We start from the raw sequence: 15,617 nt of genomic DNA, 5'->3' as shown, positions 1-15,617 counted from the left end.
GTCAATTCGGTTTTTGGCGCTGATGTTTGGGGTTGTTTGTTCGATGTCCGACAGCTGCGCAGATTCTGTCAGATCCAAAACGGCCAACGATCACGCACCAGCTGATGGCTTTTGCAAACGTAATCAGAAGCTTAAGCCACGCATCAAGCGATGGCACGGCCGTTGCTAATAAGCGGCAGCAACACTGAGTGAGGGCTGAGTGCAGGCCGACGCGTAAGGCGAGCGATGCGCTCCTTCCCTTCAACCCGTGTGCCCCCGCTTCTGCGAGGGAAACAACCTCGCGCGAGAAGCGCGAGCTTTTGGATAATCGGTTGATGGAGAGCAACATGGCTTCACTAAGACAAATCGCGTTCTACGGGAAGGGCGGTATCGGCAAGTCCACCACTTCGCAGAACACGCTGGCGGCGCTAGCCGAGCTGGGTCAGAAAATCCTGATTGTAGGGTGCGATCCCAAAGCGGACTCGACCCGCCTCATTCTACACGCCAAGGCTCAAGACACGATTTTGAGCCTCGCCGCGAGCGCCGGCAGTGTGGAGGACCTAGAGCTCGAGGACGTAATGAAGGTCGGTTACAAAGACATTCGCTGCGTGGAGTCCGGTGGTCCAGAGCCAGGTGTCGGCTGCGCCGGCCGTGGTGTCATCACGTCGATCAATTTCCTGGAAGAGAACGGCGCCTACGAGAACATTGACTATGTCTCATACGATGTGCTTGGCGATGTCGTTTGCGGTGGCTTCGCGATGCCAATCCGCGAGAACAAGGCGCAGGAGATCTACATCGTGATGTCTGGTGAAATGATGGCGATGTATGCCGCAAACAACATTTCCAAGGGGATCTTGAAATACGCTAACTCTGGTGGGGTGCGGCTCGGCGGTCTGATCTGCAACGAGCGACAGACCGACAAGGAACTTGAACTGGCGGAAGCCTTGGCCAAGAAGCTAGGGACTCAGCTGATCTACTTCGTGCCCCGCGACAACGTGGTGCAGCATGCAGAGCTACGCCGCATGACGGTGCTTGAGTATGCACCGGATTCCAAGCAGGCCGATCACTATCGGAAGCTCGCGGCCAAGGTTCACAATAATGGCGGCAAAGGCATCATCCCGACCCCGATCTCTATGGATGAGCTCGAGGACATGCTGATGGAGCATGGCATTATGAAGCCCGTGGATGAATCAGTCATCGGCAAGACTGCCGCCGAACTCGCAGCCTCGTAAGGGCCACGAGCCGCGGCCTTGGAAAGGCGCGCGACAGATGCCGGTCTCCCTCACCCTCCCCCGGGAGACCGGCATCCTGACAAAAGACGGTCGCCAAAACCACCGTGCGCCGTGACAAACCTAGCATTGTGAAGACCCACGGAGTTATGTCCGAGCCGCACGTCTTTCCGTTCGTGGCTGCTTGTGCTGTTGACGCTATCAGCCGGTCGCATAGGGGAATTGCAACCTACCGTCTGCTCACCGGTAGGCATCCTGCAGATGCCGATATCGCAATAGAAAGCAATCTCGATCGCCATGTTCTGGCGTCTATCCTAGCCGCTGCCACGATGGATGGTGGCTCTCTTCTTGAGAAGGTTGGTCTATCCAGCGCTGAATTGGCGGCCTTGCTGGAGCGGTACTTTCCCTCAACCGAGATCAAGGCCGCGGAGCAGGCCTCGCCTTTCAGGTGGGAAGACGACGAGGAGATCGCAATGCTTCGCGATCTGTTGCTCAATCAACGCTCGACCGAGGGGGATATCGGCCGCTGGCTGGCCGCGATGATCGCGCGCCGCGCCATTGAGCCGGACCATCTCTGGGAAGCTCTGGGTTTGCGCAATCGTGGCGAACTCTCGCTGATGCTGGGCCGGCATTTCGCGCCGCTCGCCGCGCGCAATGTCAATAATATGCGTTGGAAGCGCTTCTTCTACCGCATGCTTTGCGAGAATGAAGGCCTTGGGATGTGCACGACACCCGTGTGCACTCAATGTGACGACTTCAACATCTGCTTCGGTGAAGAAAGCGGCGAGAGCCGGATGGCCGAACGCCGGCGCGATTTGCTGTTGCAGGCTGCAGCCTGGCCGAATGTAGCCAGCGGCCGGATATTGGAAATGCCAGGAGAGTCCGCGGCCGCACCGTCATCCGAGAAGGCCTTGCCGGATTTGTAGGCCGTCCGGTGGTAGGAGGGCGTGGGTGAAGCCATTTGGATGCGAGCGGATGGCCATGGGTTCAAAGCGGCAGGATCGAGTGCTCCGCTACAATTCTCAGATCCCGGTGCGCCGCAACGAACCCGTCGTAGGGTGGCGCGTTCCGTTTCATGGCGCTGTCGCATTTGCGACAATCCATTTGCTGAAGACGATCAAAAAATGGCGTTAGCTTCTTCAATGGGTGGACTGTTACGGCCGGCTGGCATGCTTGTTGCTGGAGTGTCGGCAGTTCAATCTATGAGGAGCTTCCAAGTGGTTGCCGCCAGCACCGTCGCCAAATCGGCTGGGTCCAATACAACCGTGCGCCAATCTACCGCGGTAAACCAGACGCCATTACGCCCTGGCTAGCAGGCAGGTGGCGTTGCGTTCGCCGACGAGGAGAAGCTGGCGATTGCGCGGCCGCCGGCGTGGGGCGGAGCAAAAAGACTACGGCGGAAACACCGTCCATGGGCAACAAAGACATCGCTACATCCACGCCATCATCAAAGCGGATCTTTCGCTCGCCATCACGGGCTGGTGCGCGGACGCCGGAAGCCGGTCCCGACGTGGCGATCGAAGCAAAGGTGGCCACGATCAATACGTGATCCCAACCTACGATATCCAGGCCGGCTCCAAGCTGTGTGGTCATCAGGACTTAGGGGGAATGGGCGAATTAAGTACTAGGATATTCCGGAGGGCGAACATGAGCTCGTCGTCAATGATGAGAACTCCCTCCGCGCCATCACCGAGTTCTCATCAGATTGATAGCCCCGCGAAAGCCGCGCGCGCGTCGCTTTAGTATTTCAGACCCGCTCAGTGGGGGCGCTATTTAGAACTAATCCGAAGGAGAATGTTCGATGACCAACTCATCACCAGTAGCGGATATCTTGAATCAACTCGGAAAGGCCGCATCGGCAGAGGAATTTTTTTTGCTGCTTGGGGTCGAGTACGACCCCAAGATCGTGGATGTCGCGCGCCTTCACATTCTAAAGCGCATGGGACAATACTTCGCCCAGGAGCAATTTGCTGGTGCCGCAGAGCTGGAAATCAGAGCTCGATGCAAAGCCATGTTGGAACAGGCCTATGCAGATTTCGTAGCATCGTCACCGATCCAGGAGCGAGTGTTCAAGGTTTTGAAGGATGCCGTCGCAGACTCTAGGAAACCTGCGGCCTTTGTCCCTTTGAGCGAGTTGAAGTGACTTAGCGTTCCACTGTAAACGAAATCTGCCCGACGGAGCCGCGGCGCTCCGTGAATGCGAGCGTTCTATTCTCCGGGGCAAGTCTCTGCGGCCACCACCCCAGCAACGACTGTCGCATTCCCGGCCATGTCTGAATTGTCTTGTTCGTGACTACGACATCAGCAGCTGTTTGGAGTGTCGCGCAAGCCATTACTTCCCACCGACTTTCAATCGTCTTTGCAACTGGTACGACACTTGCCTGATGTCCTGCTGATCCGATCATCGATGCCGACAGATGGTAGCGTCGGCGATGATTTTGAAGGAGGAGCCATGATGCTGCTGTTACTGCCTGCCGAGCCGCCCTGCGCCGTCGTATCGAGGCGCACGATCCCGGCAGGTCCCTTCCCAACGGTCTCTGAAGCGGTCGCAGTTTCGTAGCGACGGTGAGATGGTGGTCAATGAATAAGTGTCCCCTTCGCGCTGCTCCTGTGGCGGGTATGCACAGCATCCGCATCGAATCGGCTCCCGATTCCGCTCGGATTTGTCTTCATCTCTTCGGAGATAGAAACGACGCCACGAAGAGCGGTAGCATCGGCCCATACGGACTGCTAGCGCAGGAGGCGTGGCGAACGGACTCATCAACCGGGCCTGGGAGCGGCCGGTTGGAATCAGCACGGCGTCCTGGCCAGCCGCGGTGGCGCTCGTCGAACCTGGCGCGCAAGGGGTCAGTTTGCAAGATCTCTCCAAATCCGACCGAACGGGTACGTCTATTGCGACGACACGTGTTGTTGTACGACCGGTGCGAGCACACAAGCGGGCAGACCAGCCAGCCACTTGCTGACCAAAAGTGAACTTCAGTTAACGAGAGCGAAAAAAGCAAACCGTGGCGCGGGTGCGCCTATCGTTGAGAGGAATTTAGACTATGAGCAACGTCAGCAGAAAGGCCATGCCACCCGGGGCCGGGCGCGGTGCAGCCAAAAAAGAACTGCCGGAGCACTTCAAGTCCTACAAGCACGTCTGGGTCTTCGTCGAGCTGGAGCGTGGCCAAGTGCATCCCGTTTCCTGGGAGCTCATGGGGGCGGGGCGCGGCCTTGCTGACAAGCTAAAGGTGAATCTTGCGGCCGTCGTTATCGGTCCGGAGGGGCAGCATACACGTAATGCAGCACTTGAAGCCTTTTGCTATGGCGCCGATCTAGCCTATCTCGTGAGCGACAACGTTTTGTCGGATTACCGCAACGAATCCTATACCAAAGCGCTTACCGAACTCGTCAACACTTACAAGCCCGAGATATTGCTGTTGGGTGCGACGACGCTCGGCCGTGATCTCGCAGGTTCCGTGGCGACGACTCTGTCGACGGGGCTCACTGCCGACTGCACCGCGCTGGACGTGGACGCCGATGGTTCACTTGCGGCGACGCGTCCAACCTTTGGCGGCTCGCTGCTCTGCACAATCTATACTCTGAATTATCGTCCGCAGATGGCCACTGTCCGCCCGCGGGTGATGCCGATGCCCGAACGGGTTGTGCGCGATCCCGCTCGTATCATCGTTCATCCGCTCGGCCTTGTCGAAGACGATATAGTTACAAAAGTATTGTCGTTCCTACCCGACCGCGATGCAGAAACGTCCAATCTTGCCTATGCCGATGTGGTGGTTGCGGGCGGGCTGGGGCTGGGATCGCCTGAGAATTTTCGCTTGGTGCGCGAGCTCGCAACTCTGCTTGGCGCTGAATATGGCTGCTCGCGTCCTCTCGTGCAAAAAGGGTGGGTTACGCCTGACCGGCAAATCGGCCAGACGGGCAAGACCATCCGGCCGAAACTCTATATTGCCGCGGGCATTTCCGGTGCGATCCAGCACCGAGTTGGCGTCGAGGGCGCGGATCTGATCGTGGCCGTCAATACTGATAAGAACGCTCCGATCTTGGACTTCGCCCACCTCGCGATCGTCAGTGATGCCATGCAATTGCTACCGGCGCTGACGGCGGCATTTCGAGCGCGGCTTTTGCCAGATTCGCGCGCCAGGATTGCGGTCTAGAGGAGATACTGATGATTGAAGAAAGATTCGATGCGATTGTGGTCGGAGCCGGTATGGCCGGCAATGCGGCGGCATTGACGATGGCCAAACACGGTATGAAGGTGCTGCAGCTCGAGCGAGGCGAATATCCGGGATCGAAGAATGTGCAGGGGGCCATCCTCTATGCCGACATGGTGGAAAAGCTGGTCCCCCAGTTTCGTGAGGAGGCGCCGCTCGAACGTCACTTGATCGAACAGCGCTTCTGGATGATGGATGATCGTTCCCATGTCGGCATGCACTACCGTTCGGAGGACTTCAACGAGGAGCGGCCGAACCGCTACACGATTATACGTGCCCAGTTCGACAAATGGTTTTCTTCCAAGGTGCGGGAGGCTGGCGCGATCGTGCTGTGCGAGACGACCGTCACAGAGCTCGTGCAGGACGACCGTAAAAGAATCATCGGTGTTCGTACAGATCGCCGAGACGGGGAAATACATGCCGACGTCGTCGTTCTGGCCGAAGGCGTCAATGGCCTGCTCGGCACGCGTGCGGGCCTACGCGCGCGTCCGACACCCGATAGCGTTGCGCTCGCCGTGAAGGAAATGCATTTCTTGCCTCGAGAGACCATTGAAGCGCGCTTCAACCTCGAGGGCGATCAAGGCGTCGTGATCGAGGCTGCCGGTACGATTTCCCGCGGCATGACTGGGATGGGTTTCATCTACGCCAATAAAGAGTGCATTTCGCTCGGCATCGGTTGCCTCGTCGCCGACTTCCAGCGCACGGGCCAAACGCCGTACGGCCTGCTCGATCAATTCAAGAGGCACCCCTCTGTGGCGCCCCTGATAGCAGGGTCGGAAGTAAAGGAATATTCGGCACATCTCATTCCCGAAGGCGGTTACAAATCCATCCCGCAGCTTTATGGGGAAGGCTGGGTCGTAGTGGGCGATGCGGCCCAGCTTAACAATGCCATTCATCGCGAGGGCTCAAATCTCGCGATGACCTCCGGCCGTATCGCCGCCGAAGCGATCGGTCTGATCAAATCGCGCGGTAAGCCGATGACTGCAGAAAATCTGTCAGTCTACAAGAAGATGCTGGACGACTCCTTCGTCATCAAAGATCTGAAGAAGTACAAGGATTTGCCACCCCTCTTGCATACCCACTCCCAAAATTTCTTTCTTACCTATCCGCAGCTTATCTCCAAGGCGATGCATAACTTCGTGCGCGTCGATGGTACGCCCAAGGCTGAGAAGGAGAAGGCGAGCCTGAAATCCTTTGTCAAGGCGCGGTCATGGTCAGGTCTGGTCGGTGATGCTTGTCGTCTTGCCCGGGCCTGGCGCTGACCGCAACAGTGTGAAGCCCAACAAAAAAAGGAAAAAGCATGAATGTCGAACCCTCCGTGCGCGTCGAAGACAAGCTGTATTACAACCGTTATCTTGTCGACGTCGGTCATCCTCACGTCAGGATACGCGCGCATAAGACGCCATCGCCGCAGCTCCTCGCACTTTTGAAGGCCTGCCCCGCGCGATGCTACGAGCTCAACGATGACGGCCAAGTCGAGATAGCAGTTGACGGCTGCATCGAGTGCGGTACCTGCCGCGTGATCGCCGAGCCGACCGGCGACATCCAATGGAGCCATCCGCGTGGCGGATATGGCGTTCTGTTCAAGTTTGGTTGATGAAAGGTCGCCGGGCAGGTGTGGGACCAACGTTAGGCGTCATCTCACCGTATCCGTGGCGCGTTCACCGTCCGTTGGGTGGCGAGGAATATTTGAGCAAGACACGCGTCATGGGAACGCTGCGCAAGGCATGACTTGCAGATATCACACTCGTTCGAAAGCCGCAAAGGGTTGGTTGTGGCGCCACTGAGTAGCGCCACAATGCCCTGGAGCGAATGGCAGAGGAAAGATCAGTCTCCTGCCCGAGGGGAGACAGGCCCAGCGGCCTCGATTGCAATCGCCACTGACTGTATGATCGCAGCAAAGCGCACGGCGGTCTGGATGGCTTCCGAATTGACGCCTGCGGCTTTCAGTGTCTTCTCATGGGCATCGATGCAGACACCGCAGCCGTTTATGGAGGAGACAGCAAGCGACCAGAGCTCGAAATCGGCCTTGTCCACGCCGGGATTGGCGATCACGTCTATACGCAGCCGCGGCGGCATCGACTTGTATTCCGGGTTGGAAGCGAGGTGAGCGAAGCGGTAGTAGACGTTGTTCATTACGACTACAGACGCCGCAGCTTTCGCTGCAGCGATCGCGACAGGTGTCATCACGGTGGAGGCCGCAGATTCGGCCGCGGCAATCAGATCTGAATTGCGGGTGGCAATCGCGCTCGCCACCAGCACCCCGTATTTTCGTTGCGGCGAAAGCGTCTCATCGGTCACCAAGGAGGTCAAGTTAAGCCTGACATCCTCCGCAAAATCGGGAATCCTGTCGTATAATTGTTCGATCGACGACATGCGGCGTCAAGCAACTTTCAATGTTTCGCCGCCGATTTCGCGGTTGCAGGGACAGAGCTCGTCCGTTTGCAGTGCGTCCAGGACGCGGAGTGTGTCCTTAGGACTGCGCCCCACGCTGAGATTCGTCGCATAGACGTGCTGGATCGTGTTTTGGGGGTCAACAATGAAGGTGTAACGATAGGCAACCCCTTCGGGCGAACGCACACCAAGACCATCGACGAGCATTCCCTTTGTGTCGGCAAACTGCCAGATTGGTAGATTGTGCAGGTCGACATGGGCGCGCCGCCAAGCGAGCTTGCAGAACTCGTTGTCGGTCGATCCACCGAGTACAATCGCATCGCGGTCAGCGAATTCCTTGGAAAGGCGGGCAAACTCAGCGATCTCCGTCGGGCAGACGAAGGTAAAGTCCTTGGGATAGAAGAAGATGATCTTCCATTTTTCCGGAAAGCTCATTTCGGTCAGCGTCTCAAATGCACTCTGTCCTTCTTGTTCGTGCGCTTGAAAACCGGGCTTCACGCCTGTGATTTCGAACGGCGGCAACTGACTTCCAATTCCGAGCATGCTGTCCTCACACATTTTGGGTTTTTGGATCGTGACCTCACTGGTGGAGCAAACTATATGCCACCCCTTCTTAGGACGGGAATGGGCGCGACAAGATGAGCCCAGCGGCTTGTTTACAGGCATATTCGCGCGCTTGGTGCCTCGATCCCGCTAAGCCGACGGTCACCTGGAGCATCTGCGCTCGCACAACGCGTTGGGGCCACCCTGAGAAACACTCCCTACGCCTGCAGACGAATGCCTACGATCGCGGTGGCTTTGAGCTCGACACAAGAGCGCAGGCTGGGCGGTTGGCGCGGACACGGCAGCCAGTCCTGAACCGTAGCAATTTCGTTCTCGACCGATGGCACTGCAGAGGCGACTAGGGATTGACGTCGGCTTGGGCCATTTAGCGGACGAAGCCGGTTGAACTGCGACCTTTCGCCATCGAAGGTCCACAATCGGCGCGTTCGCAGGGCATCGAGGTGGCCAGGAGCCAACGCCCGAGCTAAAGGTGGTTGCCGGAGATGGCCAGCGATTCCGATGGATGATTTCCGAGCCGACGTCTCGGCAGCCTCAATGTCACCTTCAAGTGGTCCGGTATCGTTGTGACCAATAATCGCAGCTGCTGCGCGCCGCCGCTTGAGATATGGAACCACTGCTGCTGCAAAAGTGGACGATCACACGACGGCGGCGTGTCAACGTTCGTGGTGAGGCTCGCCAGCCGGCAAGGCATGTTTTCGAAACGTCTGCTAGGACTGGTACGCCTCGGGTTATCGTAACGAATTCGGCGCGAAGGCCCCACCCAGCTGCTTCTCGTTGTTCGGCGAATTTGCCGATCTCGAGGCTCGGCGCCGAGTGGTTGGGAAACCTAGATCTTGTCCCGTCGCAACGTCGATTGCGAGCGCAATGTGTGCGCCATGTTCTCGCCTCGCGTGTCGCTGCGCCTGCGGCCGACGCCTACGCCCTGCTGCGCGACGTCGTGAGCGAATTCGGCCAGTACCTATCGACATCGTCTTTTGGAAGGTAGAGAACTGCCCACGAGGCTATTCGGATCTATTTCATCAAGATTACGGCCAAGATCTTGTTGGTATTTTTCAAGCATCTTGTCATATCTGTCGAAGGTTCTCATTCGGATGCGGCGGGCGTTGCAAGCAACCGCTCGGGAGCCCGAGCGGAACGGCGCGCGCGACCTCCGCGAATACTTCCGCTCCAATGCTGAGCCGTAGCACATCAAAGGAGCGGCGCGTGATGCGTGCCAAGAGCGGCACGCTAGAACGGCCGGTTTCAAGGCTCAGAACCAGGGTGACCTCGGCCTCGCCGTGCGGCAGGGAGGCTGTTATGCGTGCTCGAAATACATTGAGGATAGAGCTTCCGCGCGGGCGTTCGCACGCAATGCTGACGTCGTCGGCAGCAATGCGCAGCCGCAGCTGCGCGCCCGGTCTAAGCGGCACTCCAGGTACCCGAAGGCGCGCAGCCTTGAAGCGGAGCATGATCAGCCCATAGCGGCAGTCATAACCGCCGACCACCGTATCAAGACAGACTGCCGCGTCGCCGCGCCCGGCAAGCGCCGGCTCGCCCTGAACGACATTGAGCGGACCGGCCCCCGTCACGGCGCCATCTTTCATCATGACGAGCTGATCGGCAATACGCTCGATATCGGCCATGTCATGGCTTATGAAGATCATTGGCAGTGGGAGTGTTTGCCGCATGCGCTCGAGAAATGGCAAGATCTCGCATTTGGCGGCGCGGTCGCGCACAAGAAGTGGATCGTCCAGCAAGAGTAACCGAGGCTGGCCTAACAGCGCGCTGCCAAGGGCAAGTCGCTGTCGCTCGATCGCGGAAAGATGTGATGGCGAACGCTCGAGCAGTGGGGCCAAGGAGAGCAATTCGACCACGCCATCAAAATCGATTAGTGTCGGTTCCGATTTTGACGCGTTGTATAAAAGGGTGCGTCGTACAGACAATTGAGAGGAGAGAATCGGTGGCTGGAAGACATATGCGACGCGACGCATATGAGGTGGTCGAAACGTCGTCTCATCCTGCCAAATCTCCCCATCAATCGCACAGAATCCATTTGGTAGACGCTGCACGCCAGCGATGCAGCGCGCGAGTGTAGTTTTACCGCACCCCGGGGGACCAAAAATCGCTGTGACACCTTTGGCGGGTAGGCTGAATTGCGTATCCAGCGGAATGCCTGCGGGAGAGCCGTTGAAGGCAACTTCAATATAGCCCTTTTTAGCTTCTCTGATGAACCTGCGCATGTGCTGTATCGTTTCATCTGTGTCACGATCCCGGTGGCTGCAATGGAGGTGATCGCCAAGTGATCGCCATGCCTCCGACGATCCATTCTATTCCGCTCCAGCACGCTGTTTTCAGCTTGCGGGAGGGCCATAAGGTGGGAGAGCGGACCGCAGATCGGTGACAAGACCTCAGTCTTGTTGGGCATCTCCGAGCCGCTGGGCGCGTGGCAATGGGACGCTGTCCTGTGCGCTAGCCATCGAGAGGTAAGCGGCTTTCCAGCCGCGCGAGGTTCTCAGTCTGCTTGGTGGGCCGAGGGCTTCTGCTGAATGTTCGAATGGCACGGCTTGAGAGGTGTGCCGGCAAAGATGTCGGATCACGCCAGGGCTGAATACCGGCTTGGGGACGGAAATCGACCTCAAGCATCCCACAGTTTCGCGAGCCGATTTGAAGTTTGCCCCGGTCCCCATAATCGTGGCGTTTGCACTCTCAGGTGCGAGCAGCATCAAAGCCAGATCAATCAGGATGAATCGAATAAGCCTCATTGGAACCCCGGTCCGCCGCCACCGCTTCCTTCGCGGCAACTGGCTGATCCTCGCCCAGCAATCCGTGTGCCGCTTCGAGGAAGATCTGGGCGGCTAGTGGCAAGGCAGGCTTTGTATCGGTATCCACCCAGCGTCTAAGATCGCTGCATCTTATTGTAAGACTTCGGACGTTCGCGTCACCAACCGCACATGTAGGAGCTACGAGATGTCACCCGAAGATGATACGATGCCTCTCGCACACGACATGGTGCTTGACCAATATGCGACCGTAAAACTCGTCAATGATGCACAAGTCCATGCCATCCGATTGGTGTATTTCCGATCTGAGCAGAGGAGACGGTCGGCAGCCGGTCGTTTGGAAAAAAGCGCTGATATGAGATGATGTGCGGTGCCCGGCTTCTTAAAGCGCTTGAATCGACCGTAGCGTCAGGTTGTAGGCATAGCGAAGCAAATCGCGATATCGGGAGCCAACATCGGCACACAAGCGCTAAACGGCTGGTCCCTGTTGTATGCCGGTCTTCGCAATGAGTGTTGCGCGCTAAGGGACGATGATTCGGCCCCGTAATCATTGCGTCGGCGCGGAACAGCGAGCCAGTGGCTGCCGAGGCGCTCCAATCCGGTAAACGTATCCCCTCGCGGGGCAAGAAAAGTAGTGAAGCATATGCGGATTAAGAGAGGTGTGTTGAATCAGGGACGACGAATGGGATGGACTTGCAACGCGCATCGCTGCGCGGCCGCCCTCGCTGCGATCGCGATCGCAGCGACGTGGTTCACAGCACACGCTCGCGCGCGAGATCGTCGCGCCGAGGACGTCTTGGCGTCGTGCAAACCAGACCTGATCCGCTTCTGTGACCGCTTTACAGGCCGTAGCGATGTTGACGTGGCTTTTTTTTGTCTTAAGGACAATTTCAAAAATTTGCGCCGCGAATGCCGACGCATGGTGCCAACCGCCGCGGACGGAAACGACGGACCGAGAGAATCTCTGAACAGGCGTCCCGTAGACCTTCATCGAGAGTGAGGGCGGCATTTGCGAACTCGAACGATAGTGAGATGTTCGGACTGACTGGCGCTGGGGTTCGGCCAGCGTGGTGGCTGAAAGGCGATCGGGCTGGAGCATCAACCTGCCGAGGTACAGCTCAACTATCTGAGGATTGATCCGTGAATCGCTCGGCCTCGATTAGCGATAGACAGTGCGCCCACTCGTGTTACGAGGTGGTAGTGCGCCCCGAATTTCGATTTCGTCCTGCAGCATTTGTGCTTTATTTAGCGCTGCAGCATTCGGCGACTTCGAGGCATTCGTCAGAAGGCTATCGGTTCGCTGTAAGTGTCCGGCGGATAATCTGCGACAGCCGTAGAGATAATGGTCCGGACATATGCAGGAATTCTGTACTACTCGCCAATCTATGGTGTCGTGGCCGGCGACTAGGTATTTTAGGGAGGCGGCGAAGTCGGTTGTGACAGGTAGAAGATCATAACGGTTTTCTTACATTTCTCAGCTTGGAATTACCTTCGGCTGGACCGCCGGCCTCAGGGCAACAGATTGAGCTAGGAAACTCGTTTGTTTGCCGCTGATCGACTTGCCGAAGGTAACGATTCCATCGCGGCGTTCTCGATGACCGCTTCAGAGGAATCGCTTCGCCCGATCGTGGTGCTATCGACAGAATACACTTTGGACCCCAAGGCCAATGGAAACGCCGTCGACAAGAGCCCTTCAAAGGCAGAAAGCTGTTCAAGTAGACGCTTCTCAACGAGCTTGCGCTCCGCGCCAGGAAGACCAGCATTAAGCAACCGACGGCAGCGCCAGATTTCGTCTCGCAGCCATCTGATCTCACTTAGTGTTTCATCAATCGAAGTCATCACAGATGTTCGTCCCTGAAGTATCAAGCATGGCGATCGTCCTCGAGCGGCCGTCCCTCGGCTTTGCATTCCTGCCGATTAGTTGAGCCGAGGACTTGCGACTTCCTGCGCCGTTCTTCCGCGACGCGGCGAGCAGTTCGATGTAGCAACTCTTAGCCAATCAATATCACCCTACACTGCTCGTGTGACGATGAATCGCGGCAGATCCTCGCGTTTTCACGGCGCCGCGATCGTGTGTCCTGCACAATTCCAGCGCTCCACGCACGAGTCGGTCTAGCTCGAGCTTAGTCGTCCGCGCAGGTCCAAGCTTAAGCTTGAGAGCTCGATAGGGGCCATCAGTCTTGTCGTCGCTCCGCTGTCCGTCAGCTTGTCGACAGCTAGCCTCCATATGATGAAGATCTCTACTCGCTCGCAGGCTCGGCCCAAAGGGCTCAGATCTCGCAGCCGAGACCGGGGTGGACTCCGATATCAGCCGATCCACGGGTATCAGCCGATCCAAGGGCGAGATGTCGCCTGGTTCGCTGCACTGCTGCAGTTGCTTGGGGGGGGCGCTTGCAGAAGCGTATTCGCGCCGGTCGTGCGCGACAGCCTAATTGTGGGATCACACCTCGTTTCGGTCGGCTGGTGGAGTGTCAGCGATCGTGGGGGACTACCAGTTCTAAGATGCGCCGACCCGGCGCGTTCGCTCCATTATGCTAACGAAGAACCATATCGATGAACGCAGAACAGCTCGGCGCAGGTACTCCTTCCGCAACCTCCGATTCCGAAAGCTCCGAACCGGGCTCTCCGACCGCGTCGCAGTGGGGAGAGGCCTTGAGGGACGTGCAGGTGTCCGCTGCCGAGGCGGCTGCCTGGCAGGAGGAGGTGCTGGCCGACTGGGCTGCCGAAGACGGGCAGGGGCAACGTGAGGATCGGCAGCAGGCGGTCAGTCGAACGAGGGCTTGGCGGGGCACGGGTGATCTCGAGGAGCCGCTAGGTCTGTCATCTCTGTTCCTGACTGCGTTGTCTGCGCCCATTCTAGCTGGCGTGCGCAGCCTGAATGTCGACAACAATTGGCTGGCAAGCCTGCCCGAACACCTTCCAGCAACGCTTCAGGAGTTGGACGCCCGCGGTAACCGCCTGACCCACCTACCCCGGCTTCCGGCCGGGCTCGAGTATCTGAACGTCGAGTACAATCAGTTGACGGAGCTGCCCGAGCCTCTTCCGGCCGGGCTCGAATGGCTTAGCGCCAGCCACAACCGGCTGACCAACCTGCCTGCGACCGTCCCGCGCCAGCTGTTATGGCTCGGCGCAAGCAACAATCAGCTGACCAGCGTGCCCGAGACCCTGCTGACGCGCCTAAGCCGTGAGTCGAGCATTCATGTGGAGAATAATCCGCTCGCCGATTGGGTGCAGGTTGCCCTGGACACAGCGATGCAAGCCGAACACTATGCCGGCCCTCAGGTTTTCTTCTCCACCACGCATGGAACGTTGGAGGTTGCGGCGCGGTCCATGCACCAGGTTGCCGCGGACTGGCTCGAGGGCGAGCCCGCGGTCGTGGCCGCTTGGCAACACTTCGCCCATGAGCCGGGGGGCGCGGACTATGCACGCTTCCTTGACAGGCTCCGGGGCACCGTGAACTACCGTCACGAGACGTTCCGTCAGGCGGTTGCCGAAGATCTGCGGCAGGCAGCCGTCAGGCCGCGTTTGCGCGAGCAGTATTTCGAGTTGGCTTCGGGAGCGAACGCGAGCTGCGAAGATCGCATTACTTTGGTCTGGAACAGCATGCAGACCGCACGCCTGAACGCTGATGTCGAGGACGGCGTCTATGACGGACGACTGGGGGAATTGCTCCAGAACGGCCGCGTCATGTTTCGCTTGGAAGCGCTTGATGGGATCGCGCGCGAGAGGGTCAACTCGCTACGTCGTGCCGATCCCGACGCCGACGTCGATGAGATCGAGGTCTACCTTGCCTACCAGACCCAGCTGCGGGACGCGCTGGAGCTGGGGCACATCGCTCCCGACATGCGCTTCATGAACGTCTCTCGTGTGACCCAGGAGGATGTGGCCAGGGCCGAGGCATCAGTGCGGGACCAGGAGGCGGCGGAATTTCCGGACTATTTGGCGGCGCGCTGGCAACCATGGGAAAGCGCGGTGAGGCGCATCGCACCACAAGTCTATGCTGAAATGCAGGAGCGGCTCGTCGACGCCATGGGCGTACAGTTTGAAACCCGCTTGAGTGGGCGACTGGCCGAGCATGGCCTGACAGGCGACGCCGATGCCGAGCGGGTCCTCGGCGCCCAGATCAGACACGAGATCGCCCGCGAGATCAAAACTGCGGTTTTGCATCAGGTGCTCGGGAAATTCGACCTTGAGCTATGAGCGCCCTCCGAAGGAAGGAAGGCCCCGCCGATCCGCCTAACCGATCAAAAACTCAAGAGAGTCATCGATCCTTTCGAGGACGTGCTCTTTGAAAGAGGCATTCGCGAATGAGCCACCGTCAATTGCCCCTCGCGCCGTCTGTGGGGACGATTGCGGTAAAGATGGAGATCCAAGAAGAGTCGCGTACAAAACTCCATGCGTTCGCGTTGCGAACGCCATCGAAGTCAGGGGTCAACGACCATTCAGAGCACGGGCGAATAGATGGCGATCAGGCCGAACTC

The 15,617-nt window shown here is 58.3% G+C and carries 14 protein-coding genes; 8 read left to right on the top strand and 6 right to left on the bottom strand.

Going from position 1 to position 15,617, the window contains the following annotated elements; translation table 11 throughout:
• Positions 1-326: 326 nt before the first annotated feature.
• From nifH to XH98_RS30775, 7 genes are all read left to right on the top strand, one after another.
• Positions 327-1,211, top strand: coding sequence for a nitrogenase iron protein (nifH, locus tag XH98_RS30805; RefSeq protein ID WP_271600172.1), 885 nt, complete (start codon positions 327-329; stop codon positions 1,209-1,211).
• Positions 1,212-1,357: 146 nt separating this feature from the next.
• Positions 1,358-2,134: a nitrogen fixation protein NifQ gene (locus XH98_RS30800; RefSeq protein ID WP_271620864.1), complete on the top strand. Its 777-nt coding sequence runs from the start codon at positions 1,358-1,360 to the stop codon at positions 2,132-2,134.
• 485 nt (positions 2,135-2,619) lie between these two features.
• The gene (locus XH98_RS30795; protein WP_271600058.1) at positions 2,620-2,757 is read left to right on the top strand and encodes a hypothetical protein; all 138 of its coding nucleotides are present in this window, start codon (positions 2,620-2,622) and stop codon (positions 2,755-2,757) included.
• 252 nt (positions 2,758-3,009) lie between these two features.
• Positions 3,010-3,351 (top strand): nitrogenase stabilizing/protective protein NifW, encoded by a 342-nt coding sequence (gene nifW, locus XH98_RS30790; RefSeq protein WP_271620863.1) that lies wholly within the window; start codon positions 3,010-3,012, stop codon positions 3,349-3,351.
• Positions 3,352-4,252: 901 nt separating this feature from the next.
• On the top strand, positions 4,253-5,362 hold the full coding sequence (locus tag XH98_RS30785) for an electron transfer flavoprotein subunit alpha/FixB family protein (protein WP_271600060.1): 1,110 nt from the start codon (positions 4,253-4,255) through the stop codon (positions 5,360-5,362).
• 11 nt (positions 5,363-5,373) lie between these two features.
• On the top strand, positions 5,374-6,681 hold the full coding sequence (locus tag XH98_RS30780; RefSeq protein ID WP_271620862.1) for an FAD-dependent oxidoreductase: 1,308 nt from the start codon (positions 5,374-5,376) through the stop codon (positions 6,679-6,681).
• A 38-nt stretch (positions 6,682-6,719) separates the two neighbouring features.
• On the top strand, positions 6,720-7,016 hold the full coding sequence (locus tag XH98_RS30775; RefSeq protein ID WP_128947943.1) for a ferredoxin family protein: 297 nt from the start codon (positions 6,720-6,722) through the stop codon (positions 7,014-7,016).
• A 230-nt stretch (positions 7,017-7,246) separates the two neighbouring features.
• On the opposite strand, the gene XH98_RS30770 is transcribed toward XH98_RS30775, so the two are convergent.
• From XH98_RS30770 to XH98_RS30750, 6 genes are all read right to left on the bottom strand, one after another.
• Positions 7,247-7,795: a carboxymuconolactone decarboxylase family protein gene (locus tag XH98_RS30770; RefSeq protein ID WP_271620861.1), complete on the bottom strand. Its 549-nt coding sequence runs from the start codon at positions 7,793-7,795 to the stop codon at positions 7,247-7,249.
• Positions 7,796-7,801: 6 nt separating this feature from the next.
• On the bottom strand, positions 7,802-8,356 hold the full coding sequence (locus tag XH98_RS30765; RefSeq protein ID WP_271600064.1) for a peroxiredoxin: 555 nt from the start codon (positions 8,354-8,356) through the stop codon (positions 7,802-7,804).
• A gap of 564 nt (positions 8,357-8,920) precedes the next feature.
• The gene (locus XH98_RS41270) at positions 8,921-9,172 is read right to left on the bottom strand and encodes a DUF2478 domain-containing protein (protein ID WP_442868660.1); all 252 of its coding nucleotides are present in this window, start codon (positions 9,170-9,172) and stop codon (positions 8,921-8,923) included.
• Between the two features lie 269 nt (positions 9,173-9,441).
• Positions 9,442-10,596, bottom strand: a complete 1,155-nt coding sequence (modC, locus tag XH98_RS30760) for a molybdenum ABC transporter ATP-binding protein (RefSeq protein ID WP_271620860.1) — start codon at positions 10,594-10,596, stop codon at positions 9,442-9,444.
• Between the two features lie 493 nt (positions 10,597-11,089).
• Complete coding sequence (locus XH98_RS30755; RefSeq protein ID WP_271620859.1) at positions 11,090-11,245, bottom strand: hypothetical protein; 156 nt, start codon at positions 11,243-11,245, stop codon at positions 11,090-11,092.
• 1,418 nt (positions 11,246-12,663) lie between these two features.
• Positions 12,664-12,975 (bottom strand): hypothetical protein, encoded by a 312-nt coding sequence (locus tag XH98_RS30750; RefSeq protein ID WP_271620858.1) that lies wholly within the window; start codon positions 12,973-12,975, stop codon positions 12,664-12,666.
• 714 nt (positions 12,976-13,689) lie between these two features.
• Here XH98_RS30750 and XH98_RS30745 point away from each other — a divergent pair.
• Entirely contained in the window at positions 13,690-15,336 is a 1,647-nt protein-coding gene (locus XH98_RS30745; protein WP_271620857.1) for an NEL-type E3 ubiquitin ligase domain-containing protein, read from the top strand.
• The last annotated feature ends 281 nt before the right edge of the window (positions 15,337-15,617 follow it).

The sequence above is a fragment of the Bradyrhizobium sp. CCBAU 51745 genome, assembly GCF_028128715.1.
Classification (GTDB): domain Bacteria; phylum Pseudomonadota; class Alphaproteobacteria; order Rhizobiales; family Xanthobacteraceae; genus Bradyrhizobium; species Bradyrhizobium manausense.
The sequence above is the reverse complement of the archived record's forward strand: the minus strand, read 5'-3'. Positions and strand labels throughout refer to the sequence as shown.

What these genes read in the sequence shown, in the direction of transcription:
- XH98_RS30750 (WP_271620858.1), bottom strand. Translation starts at nt 12,975, where the DNA reads ATGACTTCGATTGATGAAACACTAAGTGAGATCAGATGGCTGCGAGAC.
- XH98_RS30770 (WP_271620861.1), bottom strand. Translation starts at nt 7,795, where the DNA reads ATGTCGTCGATCGAACAATTATACGACAGGATTCCCGATTTTGCGGAG.
- nifW (WP_271620863.1), top strand. Translation starts at nt 3,010, where the DNA reads ATGACCAACTCATCACCAGTAGCGGATATCTTGAATCAACTCGGAAAG.
- XH98_RS30780 (WP_271620862.1), top strand. Translation starts at nt 5,374, where the DNA reads ATGATTGAAGAAAGATTCGATGCGATTGTGGTCGGAGCCGGTATGGCC.
- XH98_RS30765 (WP_271600064.1), bottom strand. Translation starts at nt 8,356, where the DNA reads ATGCTCGGAATTGGAAGTCAGTTGCCGCCGTTCGAAATCACAGGCGTG.
- XH98_RS30785 (WP_271600060.1), top strand. Translation starts at nt 4,253, where the DNA reads ATGAGCAACGTCAGCAGAAAGGCCATGCCACCCGGGGCCGGGCGCGGT.
- XH98_RS30745 (WP_271620857.1), top strand. Translation starts at nt 13,690, where the DNA reads ATGAACGCAGAACAGCTCGGCGCAGGTACTCCTTCCGCAACCTCCGAT.
- nifH (WP_271600172.1), top strand. Translation starts at nt 327, where the DNA reads ATGGCTTCACTAAGACAAATCGCGTTCTACGGGAAGGGCGGTATCGGC.
- XH98_RS30775 (WP_128947943.1), top strand. Translation starts at nt 6,720, where the DNA reads ATGAATGTCGAACCCTCCGTGCGCGTCGAAGACAAGCTGTATTACAAC.
- modC (WP_271620860.1), bottom strand. Translation starts at nt 10,596, where the DNA reads ATGCGCAGGTTCATCAGAGAAGCTAAAAAGGGCTATATTGAAGTTGCC.
- XH98_RS30795 (WP_271600058.1), top strand. Translation starts at nt 2,620, where the DNA reads ATGGGCAACAAAGACATCGCTACATCCACGCCATCATCAAAGCGGATC.
- XH98_RS30800 (WP_271620864.1), top strand. Translation starts at nt 1,358, where the DNA reads ATGTCCGAGCCGCACGTCTTTCCGTTCGTGGCTGCTTGTGCTGTTGAC.